This window comes from Desulfonatronum lacustre DSM 10312 (assembly GCF_000519265.1).
GTDB classification, from domain to species: domain Bacteria; phylum Desulfobacterota; class Desulfovibrionia; order Desulfovibrionales; family Desulfonatronaceae; genus Desulfonatronum; species Desulfonatronum lacustre.
In genome coordinates this window covers 2,877,951-2,894,046 of record NZ_KI912608.1, presented here as the reverse complement: position 1 = coordinate 2,894,046, position 16,096 = coordinate 2,877,951, and the positions used below count along the sequence as shown (strand labels likewise).

The window sequence follows — 16,096 nt, the reverse complement described above, 5'->3', positions numbered from 1 at the left end:
CGTCATCCCTGAAGCGCCCAGTCCCGCAAGGCCAGTTCGATGCTGGTCACGCCGTTGAATTCGTTGAATTTCGGAGTGTAGGCCAGGAACATGGACTTCCCGGCAACGCTTCGGGGCAGGTTTTCGGCCTGATTCCAGGCCTTGGCCCGCATGGTCACCCCGGCCTCGTCGTCGCGCAGATCCAGGAATACATGGTCCGCGCCCACTGGTTTGCGGTTGCGCACGGTCACCGAAGGGGAGAGAAACAGCGGCTTTGGGTTGTCCGCGCCGTAAGGGGCCAGGAGTTCCAGCTCCTTGAGCAGATCGTAGTCGATTTCCCCGAAGTTCAATGGCGCGTCCAGGATCAGGGTGGGCTTGGGCGGGGTATTGTCCAGGGCCCGGGCCGCCGCGGCATTGAAGGCTTCCTGAAAGGCCGCGAGGTTGTCCCGGCGTAGCCGTAGCCCGGCGGCCTGGCTGTGACCGCCGAAACCGTCCAGCAGGTGTTGGCAGGCCACGAGCCCCTCGTAGAGCGAAAACTCCGGGATGCTCCGCCCGGACCCCTTGAGGTGGCCGGATTCGTGGTCCGTGAGGATGATGGCCGGGCGGTAATGGGTTTCCGCCACCTTGGAGGCGATGATCCCGATGACGCCCTCGTGCCAGTGCGGGGCGTGCAGCACCAGTCCGAAGCGGTCTTTTTGCTCCAGGGCCAGGCGCAGGGCTTCCTCCTGGATTTCCTTGCCGATGTCCCGGCGGTGGGTGTTGTAGCCGTCCAATTCCTTGGCCAGTTCCCTGGCCTCGGTCATCTCTCGGGCCAGCAGCAGGCGCAGGGCGGTTTCGGCATGACCCAGCCGGCCAGCGGCATTGATCCGGGGGGCCAGACCAAACCCCACCCGGTCCTCGTCCAGCACCGCGCCTGGTTTATATCCGCAGACTTCCTTCAGGGCCAGGATGCCCGGACGTTTGCCCTCCTTGAGCATGGTCAGACCGTTCTTGGCCAGAATCCGGTTTTGTCCGGTCAGTTCCACGATGTCCGCCACAGTGCCCAAGGCTACCAGATCCAGAAATTGACGCATGTCCAGAGGTTCGCCGGGAAGCATCCGGTTGAGCACCGCGGCCAGAAGAAAGGCCACGCCCACCCCGGCCAGATTGGGGCACGGGCAGTCGCCGATCTTGGGGTTCATGATCGCGTCCGCGGCCGGAAGGTCGGGGCCGGGCAGATGGTGGTCGGAAACCACCACGGTCATGCCCAATTCCTTGGCCCGGGCCACTTCCCGGAGATGGCTGATGCCGCAGTCCACGGTGATCAACAAGCCGATCCCGCGCCGGGCCAGGTCCTCGATACCGGTAATGTTCAGTCCGTAGCCCTCGGTCTGTCGATGGGGAATATGGTGGTCCGCCTCGACGCCTCTGGCCTGGAAAAAAAGCAGCAGGAGCGCGGTGCTGGTAATCCCGTCCACGTCGTAGTCGCCCCAAATGGCCGGTTTCCTGCCTTGGGCGATGGCTTTGGCAAGGGTTTCTCCGGCAGCGGTCAGGCCGCACCATTGCTCCGGTTGGGCCAGATGTCGCAGTCCGGGAGACAGGAACAAATCCATTTCCTCGGTCGTGCGTACTCCGCGGCTCCAGAGCAGATTGACCAGAAGCGGGGAAATATCCAGGTCGGCGGCCAGGTTCCTGACGTGACGTCGTTCGGGCAAAGCGGAGCGAAACCTCCACGTTTTGTCGGGGAAGGTGGGGAGTGTGTGCATGATGATGACAAGGGACGGTGCTGATCAGAAGGATTTTTGGGGCTTTATGCGGCAATTCCCAGGCCCCGCAGGAACAGATCGGTCCGGCCCGAGGCCCGCATTTCGGGAATTAAATTGTGTTCGAGGTCTTCAGGAAGCTGGAGGTCGCGAATGTCCTTGGCGGGAAGATTTGTTTCGGGCCAGTCGCGTCCATGATGATCAAGCTGATGAAGCACCAGAACGTCCGCCAGCCGGATCATCCTGGCTTGCATCCCGAAATCCTTGGCCAGCTCAGGGGCATGATGCCAGTTGATGGGTTCGGTCAGGGAAGCGGGCAAAAACCAGGATTTCAGGGTCATCGCGCCGATCAGGGCGTGGTCCAGCCCCCAATAGGCGTCTTCGGCCATGAACAGCGGAACATTCTTCGTCGAACGAAGCTCGAGGATGGCTTTCCAGTCGTCGGGGCGGTACAGGGCGGTGATCATCTTGCCCAGGTCATGGAGCAGGCCGATGGTGAACAGTTCCTCAGGATCCGCGCCCGGAGCGTGGCCGGCCATGATTTTGGCGGCATGGGCCACGTCCACTTGGTGTCGCCAATGGGTCGAAACGTCGAACAGGGTAGCATCCAAGCGTTGTTCCAGGGAGCGGATGTTCAAAAGCAGAACCAGTTTACGGACTTCCTGGAGTCCCAGGATCATCACGGCCCGATGCACGGAGCCGACTTGGGACTGCAATCCGTAATAGGCCGAATTGGCCATGGTCAGAATGCGAACGGTCAGTCCCTGATCTTTCTCGACGACCTTGGCGATGTCCACCAGCGACGAACTGGATTGCTCGCTGGTCAGCAAAAACAGCGTCTGGAACAGTTGCGGGGAAACCGGAAGATCCTGTTGGATTTCTGGTATTTGGTTTAAAAAATCCTGCCCTCTGGTGTGAAAGGCCACCGAAACTCCCTTTGAGGTTAGGTCTCGAAGCATGACGTGACCGACGGAGCGAATCGTGAGATTGCGTTTCGTTGGATTACGTCTTGGCCAAGCCTTTGCTTTTAAGGAAGTCCATAAATTTATGGGCTTCCGGCATTTCCGGGTTGATCTCCAGGGCTTTGGTCAGCATTTCGACGGTTTTTGGGATGTCTTTTTTTTCGAGGCAGACCCGGGCGATATTGTAGTAAAGGTTCTCGTCGTTCTTCGAAAGCTCCAGGGCTCGGGCATAGTAATCCAGGGCTTGGTCGATCATCTTGTTTTTGCGCAGGTTGATGCCGAATTCATTGAACAGATGTTTGTGCTCCGACTCATACGCCGCTTCCAGTTTGACCAGACGTTCGAAAATATCCTGGGCCTTGTCCGTGGCCCCACGCTCCAGGTAGGTCAATCCCAATCCGAAATTGGCGCGGACGTTTTCTTCGTCGACCCTGACGGCACTGCCGTATTCCATTTCCGCGCTGAACGTCTCGCCGCGCTTGCGGTGCCGGTCGCCTCGGGCAATGGTCTTCTCCAACTCCCGCATTTTGGGCATGACCGTAATGGTGTAGAATTCCGGCTCCGGTGAAAATTTTTCCAGAAATTCATCCTTGGACAAAATCTGTTTCGGGCCGGAGGGCACGTAGTTTACGTTCAGCGGCTGGACTTCAATGGTCCCGTCGTCCAGTTCCTGGACGAAAAAATAACTTTTCTGGATGCTCTTGCGCATCGTCGTGCCGGTACCGATCTTGGTCAGCACCTGGGAAGAAAAAACGCCTTTGATTCGCTCCTTGGTTTGTCGGCTGTGTTCATTGGACGGAGTTTTCACGGAAGGTTCGGCCATGGATGCCTCCTTTCAATCGTCGCTGCCATGGATTGCATAATGGATTCCGCGGCTCGGGCCGGGTCGTCCGCTCTGGTGATGGGGCGGCCCACCACCAGATAGTCGCTGCCGGCGGCTACGGCTTCGGCCGGAGTGAGGGCCCGGGATTGATCGTCCTGCGCGATTTTGGTTTGTTGGTCGGACGGCATGCGGATTCCCGGTGTGACGCAGATACAGGCCGCGTCGGTGATGGATTTGATCCCGGCCGCTTCCTGGGCGGAACAGACCACGCCGTCCACGCCCCATCGGCGGGCGTGCTCGGCCAAGACAAGAGCCAGGCCGCCCGGATCGGGAGCGGCTTTGTCACCGGGTTTCGCCATCCAGGAAAGATCTTCCTGATTCAGGCTGGTGAGCATCGTCACCCCAACCACCAAGGGAACAGACGCGGAAGAGGGAGTTCCTCGGCGGACGCCCTCCAGGGCGGCCTGAACCATCCGTTGCCCGCCGGACAAATGGATGGTGAGCATGTTCACGCCCAGGCCTGCCGCGACCCGGGCGGCGGCCTGGACCGTGTTCGGGATGTCCAGATATTTCAGGTCCAGAAAAACATCGCAGTCCCTGGAACGCAGGGTCTCCACGACCCGAGGGCCGACCGCGGAGAACAGTTCCAGACCGACCTTGAACCAGCGCGTGTGCCGCCGCAGCCGGTCGACGAGATGCAGAGCTGAATTCAGATCCGGCGTATCCAGGGCGACGATCAGTTCAGGCATGGGCTCCTCGGGAGATCAGTTGGCCAGGACCTGCTCCACGAGTCCGGCGTTGCACGACTTGCGCAGGCCTTCGGCCTGGTACACGCTGCGTAGATCCCGATAGGCCGACTCCAGGTCGTTGTTCACGATCCAGTAATCGAAAAAATCCGCCTGTTCCAGTTCCCGGCGGGCGTTGGCCAGGCGTTTGGCCAGGGATTCCTCGGTTTCGGTGCCTCTGCCGCGCAGTCGTTGTTCCAAAACCCGCATTGAGGGAGGAAAGAGAAAAATGAACGCGCCCTGGGCAAAGGCTTGGCGCAGTTGCCGGGATCCCTGGACGTCGATGTCGAACAGTACGTCCAGACCCTGTTCCAACATCGCCTGGACCGCCGGTCTGGAGGTTCCGTAGAAATTGCCGTGGACTTCCGCCCATTCGGCCAGTTCGTCCGCATCGCGGAGGCGGATAAACGTCTCCATGTCGACGAAATGATACTCCCGTCCGTTTTGTTCACCGGCTCTGGGAGCTCGGGTCGTGTAGGACACCGAAAAGGCCAGGCGGGGGAATTCGGCGCGTAACCGGTTGATCAGCGTGCTTTTGCCCGTACCCGAGGGGGCGCTGATCACCATAAGGATGCCCTGACGGGACCGTCCTGGTTCTCCGGCCATGCTACTTGTCTTCGTCCGGGCCGTCGTCGCGGACCGTGTAACGCTGTCCGATTGTTTCGGCCTGAATGGCGGAGAGAATGACGTGATTGGAATCCGTAATGACGATGGAGCGCGTCTTTCGGCCCTGTGTGGCGTCGATCAGTCGTTTGTCCGCCTTGGCCTCTTCGCGCAGTCGGCGCATGGGAGAGGATGTCGGGTTGACGATGGTGATGATTCTGGAACTGACGACGAAATTGCCGTACCCGATGTTCAGCAGGCTTGTTTTGGACATGGACCTCTTCCTCCTCGGCTGAAAGTTGATGGAGCGGTTATTCCAGGTTTTGGACCTGTTCCCGACACTTTTCCAGTTCCGCCTTGAACGCCACGACGTCGCGGCTGATGTCCGCGTCCTGGGTCTTGTTGCCGCAGGTGGAGATCTCCCGCAGACATTCCTGAAACAGAAAATCCAGGCGTCGTCCGGGATCAGGGAGCTTGGTCAGAATCCTGACCGCTTCGTTCAGATGCGCGGACAAGCGAGTGAGTTCCTCGCTGACGTCCAGCCGATCCGCGAGCAGGGCGAATTCCTGCAGCAGCCTGGGTTCGTCCAACACCAGCGGTGCCGACTCCCGGTGCTGATTGCACCCTTGGAGCAACGCATCGACCCGTTCGCGCAACACTTCCATGCGTTTTGGGGCGAGTTGGGAAACCTGGTCGCGGATAGTGGTCGAGATCCGCGACAAGTGCTCCAACCGTTCAAGGATATCCACGCTGAGGGCTCGCCCTTCCCTGGAGCGGGTTTCCTGGACATCCCTCAGCGCGGTCCGCAGACCGGCGACCAGGGAATCGACCAATGACTCGGGCAGATCTCCTGAAGGGTCCCGCCACAAGCCGCTGTGATGAAACAGTTGATTCAGGTCAGGGTGAAAGGGAATATCGGTCTGTTCCGCCAGGGCGCGCATCTGGTCCACCATGCCCCTGGCCTGGGCCGTGTCCAGGGTAGGGCAAGCGGCGTCCGGACGGCTGAGCCGAAGGTCCAGGCTGATCTCCACCCGGCCCCTGGCCAGGTGGTCGCGGACGATTTTCTCCCAAGCGCTTTCCAGACGGCGACAGTATCCGGGAATCCGCCATTTCACTTCCAGATACCGGGAATTGACCGTGCGAATCTCCCAGCTTTGCCGTCCATGGTCGTCTTGGACTTGGCACGTTCCAAAGCCGGTCATGCTTCGGGCCTGTCCTGGAGTGATCATTGCTTCGCGTCCTCTTCTTCGTCGTCCGTGGGCTTGGGCTTCTTTTTCTTGCCGAAGAAGTGGGCCACGTAGATGCTGATTTCGTAGAGAATGATCAAGGGACCGGACATCAGAATCTGAGTGATCCCGTCCGGCGGAGTGAGGATGGCCGCGACCACGAAAGAGAGCAGAATGGCGTACTTGCGTTTTTTGCGCAGCGAAGCGGGAGTGACCAGGCCCAGCCGGGCCAGAAAGAAGATGAACAGAGGCAGTTCGAAAATCACCCCAAAGGCCAGGAGCAGTTTCAGTGAAAAGCTGAAATACTCCCTGAGGCTGGGCATGGGCCGGATCATTTCGTCCGCATAGCCCATGAAGAATTCGAAGCCAAAGGGAAAGACGATGTAGTAGCCGAACAACGCGCCGCTGATGAAAAACAAGGCGGAAATCGCGGCGATGGGGATCATGTACTTGCGTTCGTGCTCGTACAGTCCCGGGGCGATGAATTGCCATATCTGGTAGAAGATATACGGACTGACCAGAAACAAACCGGCCACAAAGGCCGTTTTGACGTAGGTGAAGAAGGCTTCGGGTAGGCCGGTGAAGATCAGGGTGCTCTCCGGCGGCATGACCTCCATCAGCGGCAGCATCATGATCCCGAAGAGCTGTTTGGAAAAGGCGTAGCAGATCAGAAAGCCCAGGACAGCGGCCACCGCGGATCGGGTCAGGCGGGACCGCAACTCCCCCAGATGGTCCATGAGGGTCATTTCCTTCAGTTCCCCGGCGACGTCCTTTTGCTGCTCCGTATTCTGGGTCGTCGCGTTCATGCCTGGGCCTTGGAATGTGATGATTCGGACGAATCAGATGCCTCTTTTTCAGATTCTCCGGCCGGGGAGGTCTCCCTCGCCACGGAGGAAGCAGAGGGAGTTTGCGTCGAGGCAGTCGATTCCTGGGACGAAGCGTGGGAAGTCATTGGTTGGGGTTGACGTTCGTCCGCTGGTGTTTTGTCCGCTGGTGTTTTGTCCGGTGAAGTTTCGTCCGGTGAAGTTTCGTCCGGTGAAGTTTTTTCTGGTGAAGTTTCGCCCCGCGCGGCGACATAGGGATTTGAATCCGCGTGTTTCGAAGGCGGGATACTCTCCTCGCCGGCAGCCGAAGGAGGCGTTGAAAATGGCTCTGATTTCGCCTGAGGTTCCTCGGCCTTTTTGACGGCCGTCGCGGCCTTCTTCTGTTCCCGTTCGTCCTCCTCGATCTTCGCCGCTTCCAGATTCAAGGTCCGCTGAACATCCGTGGTCACGCGCCGAAATTCTCCCAGGGCCTTGCCCAGGGAACGGGCAATGCCGGGAAGCTGCTTCGGACCCAGGACGATCAGGGCCACGAGCATGATAATGAGCAATTCCGTTGTGCCGATGCCGAACATGTGCCTACTCCCACTCAATCGTGCTGGGCGGTTTGGAGGAGATGTCCAGGACAACCCTGTTCACTCCTTTGACTTCATTGATGATCCGGTTGGATATCTGGCCCAGGATTTCCGAGGGCACTCGGGACCAGTCCGCGGTCATGGCGTCGATGCTGTCCACGATGCGCAGGGCGATGACGTGCTCGTAGGTCCGCTCGTCACCCATCACGCCGACGGTCTTCAGGGGCAGAAGCACGGCGAAGCCTTGCCAGACCTTGTAGTACCAACCCGCGGCCATGAGTTCCGTGTGCACGATTTTGTCGGCCTGCCGCAGGATGTGCAGCCGTTCCGGGGTGACTTCTCCCAGGATGCGGATGGCCAGCCCCGGGCCCGGGAACGGGTGCCGCCAAACAATAAAATCCGGCAGGCCGAGTTCCACGGCAACCTTGCGCACCTCGTCCTTGAACAACTCCCGCAAAGGTTCGATCAGGGACAGGTTCATTATCTCCGGCAGCCCACCGACATTGTGGTGACTTTTGATCACCGCGGAAGGCCCCTTGAAGGAGATGCTTTCAATGACGTCCGGGTACAGGGTACCTTGGGCCAGGTACTTGATGCCGGTGAGGGATTTGGCTTCCTGTTCAAAAACTTCGATGAAGGTGTGGCCGATGATCTTGCGTTTCTGCTCCGGGTCTTCCACGTCCTTGAGCCGGGAAAGGAACATATCCTGGGACTGGGCGTAGTGCAGGTTCAGATCGAAATGTTGGCGCAGATACGCCACGATTTCCTCGCCCTCGCCCTGGCGCAGCAGGCCGTTGTCCACCAGGACGCAGTGCAGTCGGCGTCCGATGGCCTTGTGCAGCATCACGGCCACCACGGTTGAATCCACGCCGCCGCTCAGCGCGCAAATTACCTGTTCCTGGTCACCGATTTGATCGCGCAGTCGGGCCAGGTTTTCTTCCAGAAAGGAGGCCATGTTCCAGGTCGGGTTCAGGCCGGCCACCCGGAACAGGAAATTGCGCAGGATCGTGTCGCCGTCCTCGGTGTGAACGACTTCCGGATGGAACTGCAGGGCGTAGATCTTGCGGGAAACGTCGGCCATGGCCGCCACGTCCACCCGACTGGTCCGGGCCAGGGGGGTGAATCCCGGCGGCGGTGTCAGGACCTTGTCTCCGTGGGACATCCAGACCTTGAGGCCTTCCGTGATCGTCAGTCCGTCCCAAAGCGGACAGTCCGCGGTGAGAAACAACTCGGCTCGGCCGTATTCCCTGTCTTGGGACGGCACAACCTTGCCGCCGCCGATGTGCGCCAGAAGCTGCATGCCGTAGCAGATCCCGAGAATGGGCAGCCCCCAGTTCAGGATTGACGGGTCCAGGGATGGGGCTTCGTTGTTGATCACGCTGGCCGGGCCGCCGGAGAGAATCAGCGCCTTGGGGTTCAGGGCGCGCAGTTCCTCGGTGGTGATGGTGCAGGGGTGGATCTCGGAATAGACTCCGGCCTCGCGCACCCGGCGGGCGATCAACTGGGTGTACTGGGAACCATAGTCCAGGATGACGACCTTGTCGGTATCGATCATGAAAAATTCTCCACGCGGTAGTTGGGGGCTTCCTTGGTGATGATGACGTCGTGGACATGGCTTTCCCGCAGCCCGGCCGGGGAAATGCGCATGAACTTGGCTTGGGTTTGGAGGGCCTTCAGGTCCGGGCTGCCCAGGTAGCCCATGCCGGAGCGCAGGCCGCCCACGAGTTGGTAGATACTTTCCGTGACCGGCCCCTTGAAGGGCACCCGGCCGACAATTCCCTCGGGAACCAGTTTGGAGGATTTTTCTTGGAAATAGCGGTCGCAACTGCCGTCCCGCATGGCGTCGATGGAACCCATGCCCCGGTAGATTTTATAGGAACGGCCCTGGTACAGAATGGTTTCTCCGGGGCTTTCCTCGGTTCCGGCGAACAGGCTACCGATCATCACGCAGTCCCCGCCCGCGGCGATGGCCTTGACCACGTCGCCGGAAAATTTGATCCCGCCGTCCGCGACCAGACATTTGTCCGCCTCGCGGCAGGCCCGGACCGCTTCCATGATCGCCGTAACCTGAGGCACGCCCACCCCGGCCACGATCCGGGTGGTGCAGATGGAGCCCGGGCCGATGCCCACTTTGACCGCGTCCGCGCCGGCCCGGATCAGGTCCCGGGCGCCCTCGTAGGTGGCCACGTTTCCGGCAACCAGCTGGCAATGGGGAAAGCTGCCCTTGATCCTCCGGACGGCTTCCAGGATGTTCTTCGTATGCCCATGGGCCGAGTCCACGACGAACAAGTCAGCCCCGGATTGCAGCAGGGCAGCCACCCGGGCCTCGCCGTCCGCGCCCACGCCCACGGCGCAGCCAACACGCAGCCGCCCCACGGAATCCTTGCAGGAGTTGGGATACTTCTTGACTTTTTCGATGTCCTTGATGGTGATCAGACCGCGCAGTTTCTGATTGTGGTCCACCACCAGCAGTTTTTCGATCCGATTTTCGTGCAACAGGTTCTTGGCTTGGTCCAGGGTCGTGCCCACGGGCACGGTGACCAGATTCTCGCTGGTCATGATCTCCCGCGCCTTGATCTCCATGTCCGTGACAAAGCGCACGTCCCGGTTGGTGACGATGCCCACCAGGTGGTCGTTTTCCACCACGGGCAGGCCGGAGATCCGGTAGTCGGCCATCATTTCCAGGACCTTGGCCACGCTGTCGTCCGGATGGATGGTCACCGGGTCGATGATCATCCCGCTCTCGGACTTCTTGACCTTTTCCACCTCGATCTTTTGACGCTCGATGGGCATGTTCTTGTGAATGATCCCCATGCCTCCGGCCCGGGCCATGGAAATGGCCATCCGCGCGTCCGTGACCGTGTCCATGGCCGCGCTGACCAACGGAATATTCAACTCGATCTCCGGCGTGATCCGGGTCCGCACATCCGCCTTGTCCGGTAAAATCTCCGAATAGCTCGGAACCAGCAACACGTCGTCAAAGGTCAGGCCGAAAGGGATTTCTGATTCATGATGCATGGAAAAGGTATCCTTGAGTTATTGAGTCATGATTTTGGAGGATTCGTTCTTTTTGAGTCAAGCGGCGGATGCTGGAAGTCCTTTGATTTTTGTGACATATGCCAAACCCGAAGAAGCTCTATAGTGTCGCCATTGATAGAATAAATGAGCATATAGGGTGTTTTGGGAACCAGATATTCACGTGTTTCTTCGTCTTCGCCAACTCGACCTATTCGTGGAAAACGTAATATTTTTTTTGTCGCATCCATTATGCGTTGCGCAATGCGTCTCGCGGATTCAGAGTTGTCTTGCGCTACATAGTCGTGTGCATGCTCAAAATCTGCTAGAGCTATCAGTGTCCATCGAAGGATCAACATTCAACCCCATATTTTGCAAAAACTCTACGGACTTCCTCATCTGTAGCAAATTCTCCAGAAATTGCAGCTCTTTTCCCTTCTGCGATCGCCATGCGAAAACGAATGCGGTCTAGAGCGTCATTCCAGGACGCATCATCTGGAAGTTGTTCCGCAATGATGTGCAACGCTTCTTTCACATCCAGGATCGTGTCTTCCATGATTGCCAACCTAGTTGTTGCATATAATAAGTTCTCAATCCATACCAAGATAAGCGGCCTGAACCTTGGGATCTTCCAACAGATCCGAGGCTTTTCCGGACATGGTGACCAGGCCGGTTTCCAGGACGTAGCCGCGGTGGGCGATCTGGAGGGCCATTTGGGCGTTTTGTTCCACCAGGAGGACCGTGGTGCCTTCCTTGTTGATCTGGACAATGACCTCGAAGATGTTTTCCACCACGATGGGCGCCAGTCCCAGGGATGGTTCGTCCAGCAGGAGCAGCTTGGGCCGGGCCATCAAGGCACGGCCGATGGCCAGCATCTGCTGCTCGCCTCCGGAAAGCGTGCCTCCATATTGCTTGCGGCGTTCCTTGAGGATCGGAAACATTTCGAAAGCCCGCTCCTCGTCCTCTTTCAATCCGGCCTTGTCCTTGCGCAGATAACCGCCCATCCGCAGATTTTCCAGCACCGTCAAAGCCGGAAAGATCATTCTGCCTTCCGGAACCTGGGTGATGCCCATGGCCACGACTTTGTCCGTGGCCGTCTTGGTGATGTCCTTGCCCAGGAAGGTGATGCTTCCGGAGCGCACGGGCACCACCGAGGAGATGGTCATCAGGGTGGTGGACTTTCCCGCGCCGTTGGACCCGACCAGGGTGACGATCTCGCCGGCCCGGACATTCAGGCTGATGCCCTTCAAGGCCTGGATGTTGCCATAGTAGGCCTGTACGTCCCGCAACTCAAGCATGGGCCGCCCCCCTTCCCAGATACGCCTCGATGACCTGGGGATTTTCCCGGACTTCCTTGGGGCCGCCCTCGGCGATCAGTGTGCCGTGATCCAGGACCACCAGTCGTTTGCAGATGCTCATCACCAGTTTCATGTCGTGCTCAATGAGCATCACGGAGACCCCGGCGTCCAAAATGGCGTGGATCAGATCCACGAGCATCCGGGTTTCCCTGGGGTTCATGCCCGCGGCCGGTTCATCCAGCAGGAGCAGCTTCGGCTCCGTGGCCAAGGCCCGGGCGATCTCCAGGCGGCGCTGATCGCCGTAGGACAAGCTGCTGGCGTCGGCCAGGGCTTGATGGCCCAAGCCGACGAAATCCAGCCAGCGCATGGATGCGTCGACGATGTCCTTCTCTTCGGCCCGTTGAAATTTCGTGCGCAATACGGAGCGAAAAAAGTTGGACGTGGTCCGGCAGTGGCGGGCGATGCGCACGTTGTCCAGGACGGTCAGGGCGCTGAACAGACGGATGTTCTGGAAGGTGCGGGCAATGCCCAACTCCGTCATCTTTTCAGGCTTGCGGCCGTTGGTGCGCAGGGATTTTCCGTCCCGGGTGAAGACCAGATTGCCGGACGTGGGCTTGTACACTCCGGCGATGCAGTTGAACATGGTCGTCTTTCCGGCCCCGTTGGGACCGATCAGGCCGAGGATCTCACCTTCGATCACGTTGAACGAGACGTCGGTCAGGGCCAGAAGCCCGCCGAAACGTTTGCTGATTCCGTCGATTTCAAGCAGCGGCGTCACGGGGTTCTTCCTTGGGAGCGTTTCGGGCGGTCAAGCGCTTTTGCAGGTCGAGCAGCAGTGGGTTTGATCGGCCGCTGGAGGCGATGGCCGGAAAAAAGCCGGCCGGCTTGAAGCGCATGATCAGGACCATGATCAAGCCGTAGGCCATGAACCGGGTCTCCGGCGGCAGGCCGAAGGAAGTGAGTACTTCCCGGAGCACCTCGCCCAGGCAGACCAGGATCACCGCGCCGATCAGCGCGCCCTTGATGTTGCCCAAGCCGCCCAACACGACCATGCACAGAACCAGGAAGGATTCCCAGAATTTGAACATGTCCGGGGAGAGAAACATGGACCAACGGGCGTAGAAACAGCCGCCCACCGCGCCGATGGCCGCGGAAATGGCAAAGGCGATGACCTTGTAATTGAGGATGTTCACTCCGCAACTGGCCGCGGCCAGGGGGTCTTCCCGGATGGCGTACCAAGCCCGGCCCAGGCGGGAGTCCTCCATTCGGCGCATGATGAAGAAGACCAGACCCACCAGCAGGGCCACGACATAAAAGTTGGGGGTCTTGTCGTAGAACTGAAAGTACCAGGCCTCGTTGAGCCAGGTCAGGTTCACGGTGATGGGCTGGATGCCGGGCAGCCCCAGGGGGCCGCGGGTCAACCAGATTTCATTGGTCAGAAAGAGCACCACCAGTTCGGAAAAGCCGAAAGTGACGATGGCGAAGTAGTCCCCGGTCAGACGCAGGGTCGGCGCGCCGAGCAACGCGCCCCACAAGGCTCCGTTCAGGGCGGCCAAGGGCACGATCACCCAGAAGGACATGTCGTAGTGAATGGTCAGCAGGCCGGCGGTATAGGCCCCGATGCCGTAAAAGCCGACGTAGCCCAGGTCCAGCAGGCCGCAGAATCCGGGCACGATGTTCAGACCCATGGCCAGGATCATGTACACCATGGCCAAGGTCATCACGTGGATGATGTAGTCGCTGGATTGCGGCACCAGAGGATAGGTCAGCGCCGCGGCGACGATCAGAAGGGTGAGTGATTTTCCGATATTCACGAAATTCCCCGAAATATTAGCTGTATATGAGGTGCGTTGTTGGCGACGAGAAGCATCTTGATAAGGATTACCTGAGTGTTGAAAGTCCTAAAGTCGACAGTTCGTCCAAAAACCACAAGTGCAAGGAGCAAGCAAAGTGAAAGGTCGAAGCGTATTTACTGATACGTGAGCGTTTGAACTCTTTGCAGCGACGCAGCAATTGGGAGTTTTTCAACGTTACGCCTTGTCCACCACGGATCGTCCCAAAATGCCCGAAGGCCGGAAGATGATCACGGCGATCATCACCGCGTAGGCCACTCCATCACGGTACAGAGACGAGACGTAACCCGCGCCCAAGGCCTCGGCCACGCCCAGGACCACCCCGCCGACCATGGCCCCTGGAACCGAGCCGATGCCGCCGAGCACGGCCGCGGCAAAGGCCTTGACCCCGGCGGTGTAGCCCATGGTCGGGTACAGGGTGTTGTAGTAGACCGAGACGAGAATCCCGGCCACCGCTCCCATGGCCGAACCCAGGGCAAAGGTGAAGGAGATGACGTAGTTGACGTTGATGCCCATCAGGGACGCGGCGGTCTTGTTTTGGGCCAGGGCGCGCATGGCCGTGCCGATCCGGGTCTTGTTGATGGTCAAATACAGACCGATCATCATGATGATGGCCACGGCGAAGATGAACAGTTGCAGCCAGGTCAGGCTGACGTCGCCTATTACCAGGGCCTTTTCCCGGAAAAAGGGCGGCAGGGCCGACTGCGGAAAGGGCCGGGAACGGCTGCCCCAGATGATCAGGGCCACATTTTGGAGAAAGATGGACATGCCGATGGCCGTGATCAGCGCGGCCAGGCGCGGGGCTTTGCGCAAGGGGCGGTAGGCGATGATGTCCAACAGGATGCCGCAAAGCATGCAGCAGAGAATGGCCATCAGAATGGCCGCGTAAAAAGGCAGGCCCGCCGCGGTAATGAAGGTCACGCAGAAAAAGGCCCCGAGCATGTAGATTTCACCGTGGGCGAAATTGATGAGCTGAATCACTCCGTAGACCATGGTGTAGCCTACGGCGATCAGGGCATAAATCAGGCCCAGTGTCAAACCGTTGATCAGTTGTTGTTCAAGCAAGTGGGACTCCTGCCGGCGAGGTGGGGAAGGGCTGGATGAAACGGAAACAGGCCGGGAGCGCCCGGCCTGTTTCCGTTTCGTTGTTATTTTGATCTTTATTGCATCTGCTTGGGGGCGGCGGTGAAGGCGCCGTCCTTGACCATCTTCACGAAGGCGCTCTTTTCCGGATCACCGATTTCGCTGAAATAGGTAGCTCCGGTGATGCCGATGTAGGCGTTTTCCATGGAATTGATACCGGCCAGGTAGTCGCGGATCGCGGTCCGGTCCGTGCCCACGGCGGCCACGGCGGCGGCGAACTTGCCGGCGGCGTCATAGGCATTGGCGCTCATCCAGTCCAGGTCGCGCTGATACTTTTCCTCGAACTTCTTGATGAAGTCCTGGGCCTGCTCCGGGGCGGCCTCGGCCAGGAAGGGCACGGTCATGTAGGTGTTGTTGGCGGCCGCGCCTCCCAGATTGATGTAGTCCACGTTGTCCAGACCGTCCGCGCCGAACTTGGCCACGTTCATGCCCAGGTTCTCGGCCTGGGCCGCGATGAGCGCGCCTTCATTGTAATAGCCGGAGATGAACAGGCCGTCCGGATTGCCGCCGCGCAGGCGGGTCAGTTGCGGGGCGAAGTCCGTGGCGCCCTTGACGTAGCCTTCCTCGCCGACGATGGCCAGGCCGACGTTCTTGGCTTCGGCCACGAAGGCGTTCTTCAGGCCGATGCCGTAGTCGTTGTTTTCATAGAACACGGCGATGCGCTCCAGGCCGAGGATCTCCTTGACGTAATGGGCCAGGAAGTAGCCCTGGTAGTCGTCCAGATACACGTTGCGGAAGGACCAGACGCGGCCCTGGTTGTCCTTGTTCTGCTGGCTGATGGTCACGTTGGTGGCCGTGGGGGAAATCACCGGCATGCCCATGCGCACGTAGGTGGGCAGGGCGGCCAGGTGGGCCGAGGAGCAGACGTGGCCGACCACGCCGACGATGTCCTTGTCGCCGACGATCCGCGGAGCAACGACCGCGGCTTCGCGGGGTTCGCACAGTTCGTCGAAATAGGCGACTTCGACCATCACGCCGTTGATGCCGCCGGCGGCGTTGATTTCCTCAACCTTGGTCTCCACGCCGGACTTGATGTTTTCGCCGTAGGACGCGGCGGGGCCGGTCAGGGGAGCGGCCACGGCGATCTTGATCTTCTGCGCCCAGGCCGGGGAACAGACGAGAACCAGCAGACAGGCGGCCAGGACGGCCTTGGTCCAATTTTTTGCACGCATTGCATTCCTCCACGTTGATGTTGATTGGGGGTTTTGAACCGAACAGAGTCGAATAATACAGCAAAAAAACAGTTCCCGAGGACCTTCCGGACATGGGCG

Annotated in this window: 18 protein-coding genes; all 18 read right to left on the bottom strand. The window is 59.5% G+C overall.

All coding sequences use genetic code 11. The features are described 5' to 3' along the window. Positions 1-2: 2 nt before the first annotated feature. The 18 genes from recJ to DESLA_RS0113570 all read right to left on the bottom strand — a co-directional run bounded on the left by recJ (position 3) and on the right by DESLA_RS0113570 (position 15,997). The gene (gene recJ / locus DESLA_RS0113650) at positions 3-1,673 is read right to left on the bottom strand and encodes a single-stranded-DNA-specific exonuclease RecJ (protein WP_028572893.1); all 1,671 of its coding nucleotides are present in this window, start codon (positions 1,671-1,673) and stop codon (positions 3-5) included. A 95-nt stretch (positions 1,674-1,768) separates the two neighbouring features. Next, a complete protein-coding gene (locus DESLA_RS20555; protein ID WP_028572892.1) occupies positions 1,769-2,647 on the bottom strand; it encodes an HDOD domain-containing protein in 879 nt (292 codons plus the stop codon). A 76-nt stretch (positions 2,648-2,723) separates the two neighbouring features. Then, a complete protein-coding gene (locus DESLA_RS20550; RefSeq protein WP_051434689.1) occupies positions 2,724-3,506 on the bottom strand; it encodes a tetratricopeptide repeat protein in 783 nt (260 codons plus the stop codon). Next, positions 3,488-4,255: an orotidine-5'-phosphate decarboxylase gene (gene pyrF / locus DESLA_RS0113635; RefSeq protein ID WP_028572891.1), complete on the bottom strand. Its 768-nt coding sequence runs from the start codon at positions 4,253-4,255 to the stop codon at positions 3,488-3,490. The genes DESLA_RS20550 and pyrF overlap by 19 nt, the downstream gene beginning before the upstream one ends. A 15-nt stretch (positions 4,256-4,270) precedes the next feature. Beyond that, entirely contained in the window at positions 4,271-4,897 is a 627-nt protein-coding gene (gene gmk / locus DESLA_RS0113630) for a guanylate kinase (protein WP_028572890.1), read from the bottom strand. A 1-nt stretch (position 4,898) separates the two neighbouring features. After that, entirely contained in the window at positions 4,899-5,168 is a 270-nt protein-coding gene (locus DESLA_RS0113625; protein WP_028572889.1) for a DUF370 domain-containing protein, read from the bottom strand. A gap of 37 nt (positions 5,169-5,205) precedes the next feature. Continuing rightward, the gene (locus tag DESLA_RS0113620) at positions 5,206-6,123 is read right to left on the bottom strand and encodes a YicC/YloC family endoribonuclease (RefSeq protein ID WP_028572888.1); all 918 of its coding nucleotides are present in this window, start codon (positions 6,121-6,123) and stop codon (positions 5,206-5,208) included. Next, a complete protein-coding gene (gene tatC, locus DESLA_RS0113615) occupies positions 6,120-6,866 on the bottom strand; it encodes a twin-arginine translocase subunit TatC (RefSeq protein ID WP_028572887.1) in 747 nt (248 codons plus the stop codon). Before tatC ends, DESLA_RS0113620 begins: the two co-directional genes overlap by 4 nt. A gap of 56 nt (positions 6,867-6,922) precedes the next feature. After that, positions 6,923-7,516, bottom strand: coding sequence for a Sec-independent protein translocase protein TatB (tatB, locus tag DESLA_RS22525; RefSeq protein ID WP_084032077.1), 594 nt, complete (start codon positions 7,514-7,516; stop codon positions 6,923-6,925). A gap of 4 nt (positions 7,517-7,520) precedes the next feature. After that, positions 7,521-9,071, bottom strand: coding sequence for a glutamine-hydrolyzing GMP synthase (gene guaA, locus DESLA_RS0113605; protein ID WP_028572886.1), 1,551 nt, complete (start codon positions 9,069-9,071; stop codon positions 7,521-7,523). Beyond that, complete coding sequence (gene guaB, locus DESLA_RS0113600; protein ID WP_028572885.1) at positions 9,068-10,534, bottom strand: IMP dehydrogenase; 1,467 nt, start codon at positions 10,532-10,534, stop codon at positions 9,068-9,070. Before guaB ends, guaA begins: the two co-directional genes overlap by 4 nt. Before the next feature lie 26 nt (positions 10,535-10,560). Next, complete coding sequence (locus DESLA_RS23720) at positions 10,561-10,890, bottom strand: type II toxin-antitoxin system RelE/ParE family toxin (protein WP_084032076.1); 330 nt, start codon at positions 10,888-10,890, stop codon at positions 10,561-10,563. Then, entirely contained in the window at positions 10,884-11,087 is a 204-nt protein-coding gene (locus DESLA_RS0113595; RefSeq protein WP_035261844.1) for a hypothetical protein, read from the bottom strand. Before DESLA_RS0113595 ends, DESLA_RS23720 begins: the two co-directional genes overlap by 7 nt. A 34-nt stretch (positions 11,088-11,121) precedes the next feature. Further along, on the bottom strand, positions 11,122-11,829 hold the full coding sequence (locus tag DESLA_RS0113590) for an ABC transporter ATP-binding protein (protein ID WP_028572883.1): 708 nt from the start codon (positions 11,827-11,829) through the stop codon (positions 11,122-11,124). After that, a complete protein-coding gene (locus DESLA_RS0113585) occupies positions 11,822-12,607 on the bottom strand; it encodes an ABC transporter ATP-binding protein (RefSeq protein ID WP_028572882.1) in 786 nt (261 codons plus the stop codon). The genes DESLA_RS0113590 and DESLA_RS0113585 overlap by 8 nt, the downstream gene beginning before the upstream one ends. Beyond that, a complete protein-coding gene (locus DESLA_RS20540) occupies positions 12,591-13,643 on the bottom strand; it encodes a branched-chain amino acid ABC transporter permease (RefSeq protein WP_051434688.1) in 1,053 nt (350 codons plus the stop codon). The genes DESLA_RS0113585 and DESLA_RS20540 overlap by 17 nt, the downstream gene beginning before the upstream one ends. Positions 13,644-13,859: 216 nt before the next feature. After that, entirely contained in the window at positions 13,860-14,747 is an 888-nt protein-coding gene (locus DESLA_RS0113575) for a branched-chain amino acid ABC transporter permease (RefSeq protein ID WP_028572881.1), read from the bottom strand. Between the two features lie 95 nt (positions 14,748-14,842). Continuing rightward, on the bottom strand, positions 14,843-15,997 hold the full coding sequence (locus tag DESLA_RS0113570; protein WP_028572880.1) for an ABC transporter substrate-binding protein: 1,155 nt from the start codon (positions 15,995-15,997) through the stop codon (positions 14,843-14,845). Positions 15,998-16,096: the final 99 nt, after the last annotated feature.

Coding starts and splice junctions, on each gene's coding strand:
- DESLA_RS20550 (WP_051434689.1), bottom strand. CDS start 3,506: ATGGCCGAACCTTCCGTGAAAACTCCGTCCAATGAACACAGCCGACAA.
- pyrF (WP_028572891.1), bottom strand. CDS start 4,255: ATGCCTGAACTGATCGTCGCCCTGGATACGCCGGATCTGAATTCAGCT.
- gmk (WP_028572890.1), bottom strand. CDS start 4,897: ATGGCCGGAGAACCAGGACGGTCCCGTCAGGGCATCCTTATGGTGATC.
- DESLA_RS0113625 (WP_028572889.1), bottom strand. CDS start 5,168: ATGTCCAAAACAAGCCTGCTGAACATCGGGTACGGCAATTTCGTCGTC.
- DESLA_RS0113620 (WP_028572888.1), bottom strand. CDS start 6,123: ATGATCACTCCAGGACAGGCCCGAAGCATGACCGGCTTTGGAACGTGC.
- tatC (WP_028572887.1), bottom strand. CDS start 6,866: ATGACCCTCATGGACCATCTGGGGGAGTTGCGGTCCCGCCTGACCCGA.
- tatB (WP_084032077.1), bottom strand. CDS start 7,516: ATGTTCGGCATCGGCACAACGGAATTGCTCATTATCATGCTCGTGGCC.
- guaA (WP_028572886.1), bottom strand. CDS start 9,071: ATGATCGATACCGACAAGGTCGTCATCCTGGACTATGGTTCCCAGTAC.
- guaB (WP_028572885.1), bottom strand. CDS start 10,534: ATGCATCATGAATCAGAAATCCCTTTCGGCCTGACCTTTGACGACGTG.
- DESLA_RS23720 (WP_084032076.1), bottom strand. CDS start 10,890: ATGTTGATCCTTCGATGGACACTGATAGCTCTAGCAGATTTTGAGCAT.
- DESLA_RS0113595 (WP_035261844.1), bottom strand. CDS start 11,087: ATGGAAGACACGATCCTGGATGTGAAAGAAGCGTTGCACATCATTGCG.
- DESLA_RS0113590 (WP_028572883.1), bottom strand. CDS start 11,829: ATGCTTGAGTTGCGGGACGTACAGGCCTACTATGGCAACATCCAGGCC.
- DESLA_RS0113570 (WP_028572880.1), bottom strand. CDS start 15,997: ATGCGTGCAAAAAATTGGACCAAGGCCGTCCTGGCCGCCTGTCTGCTG.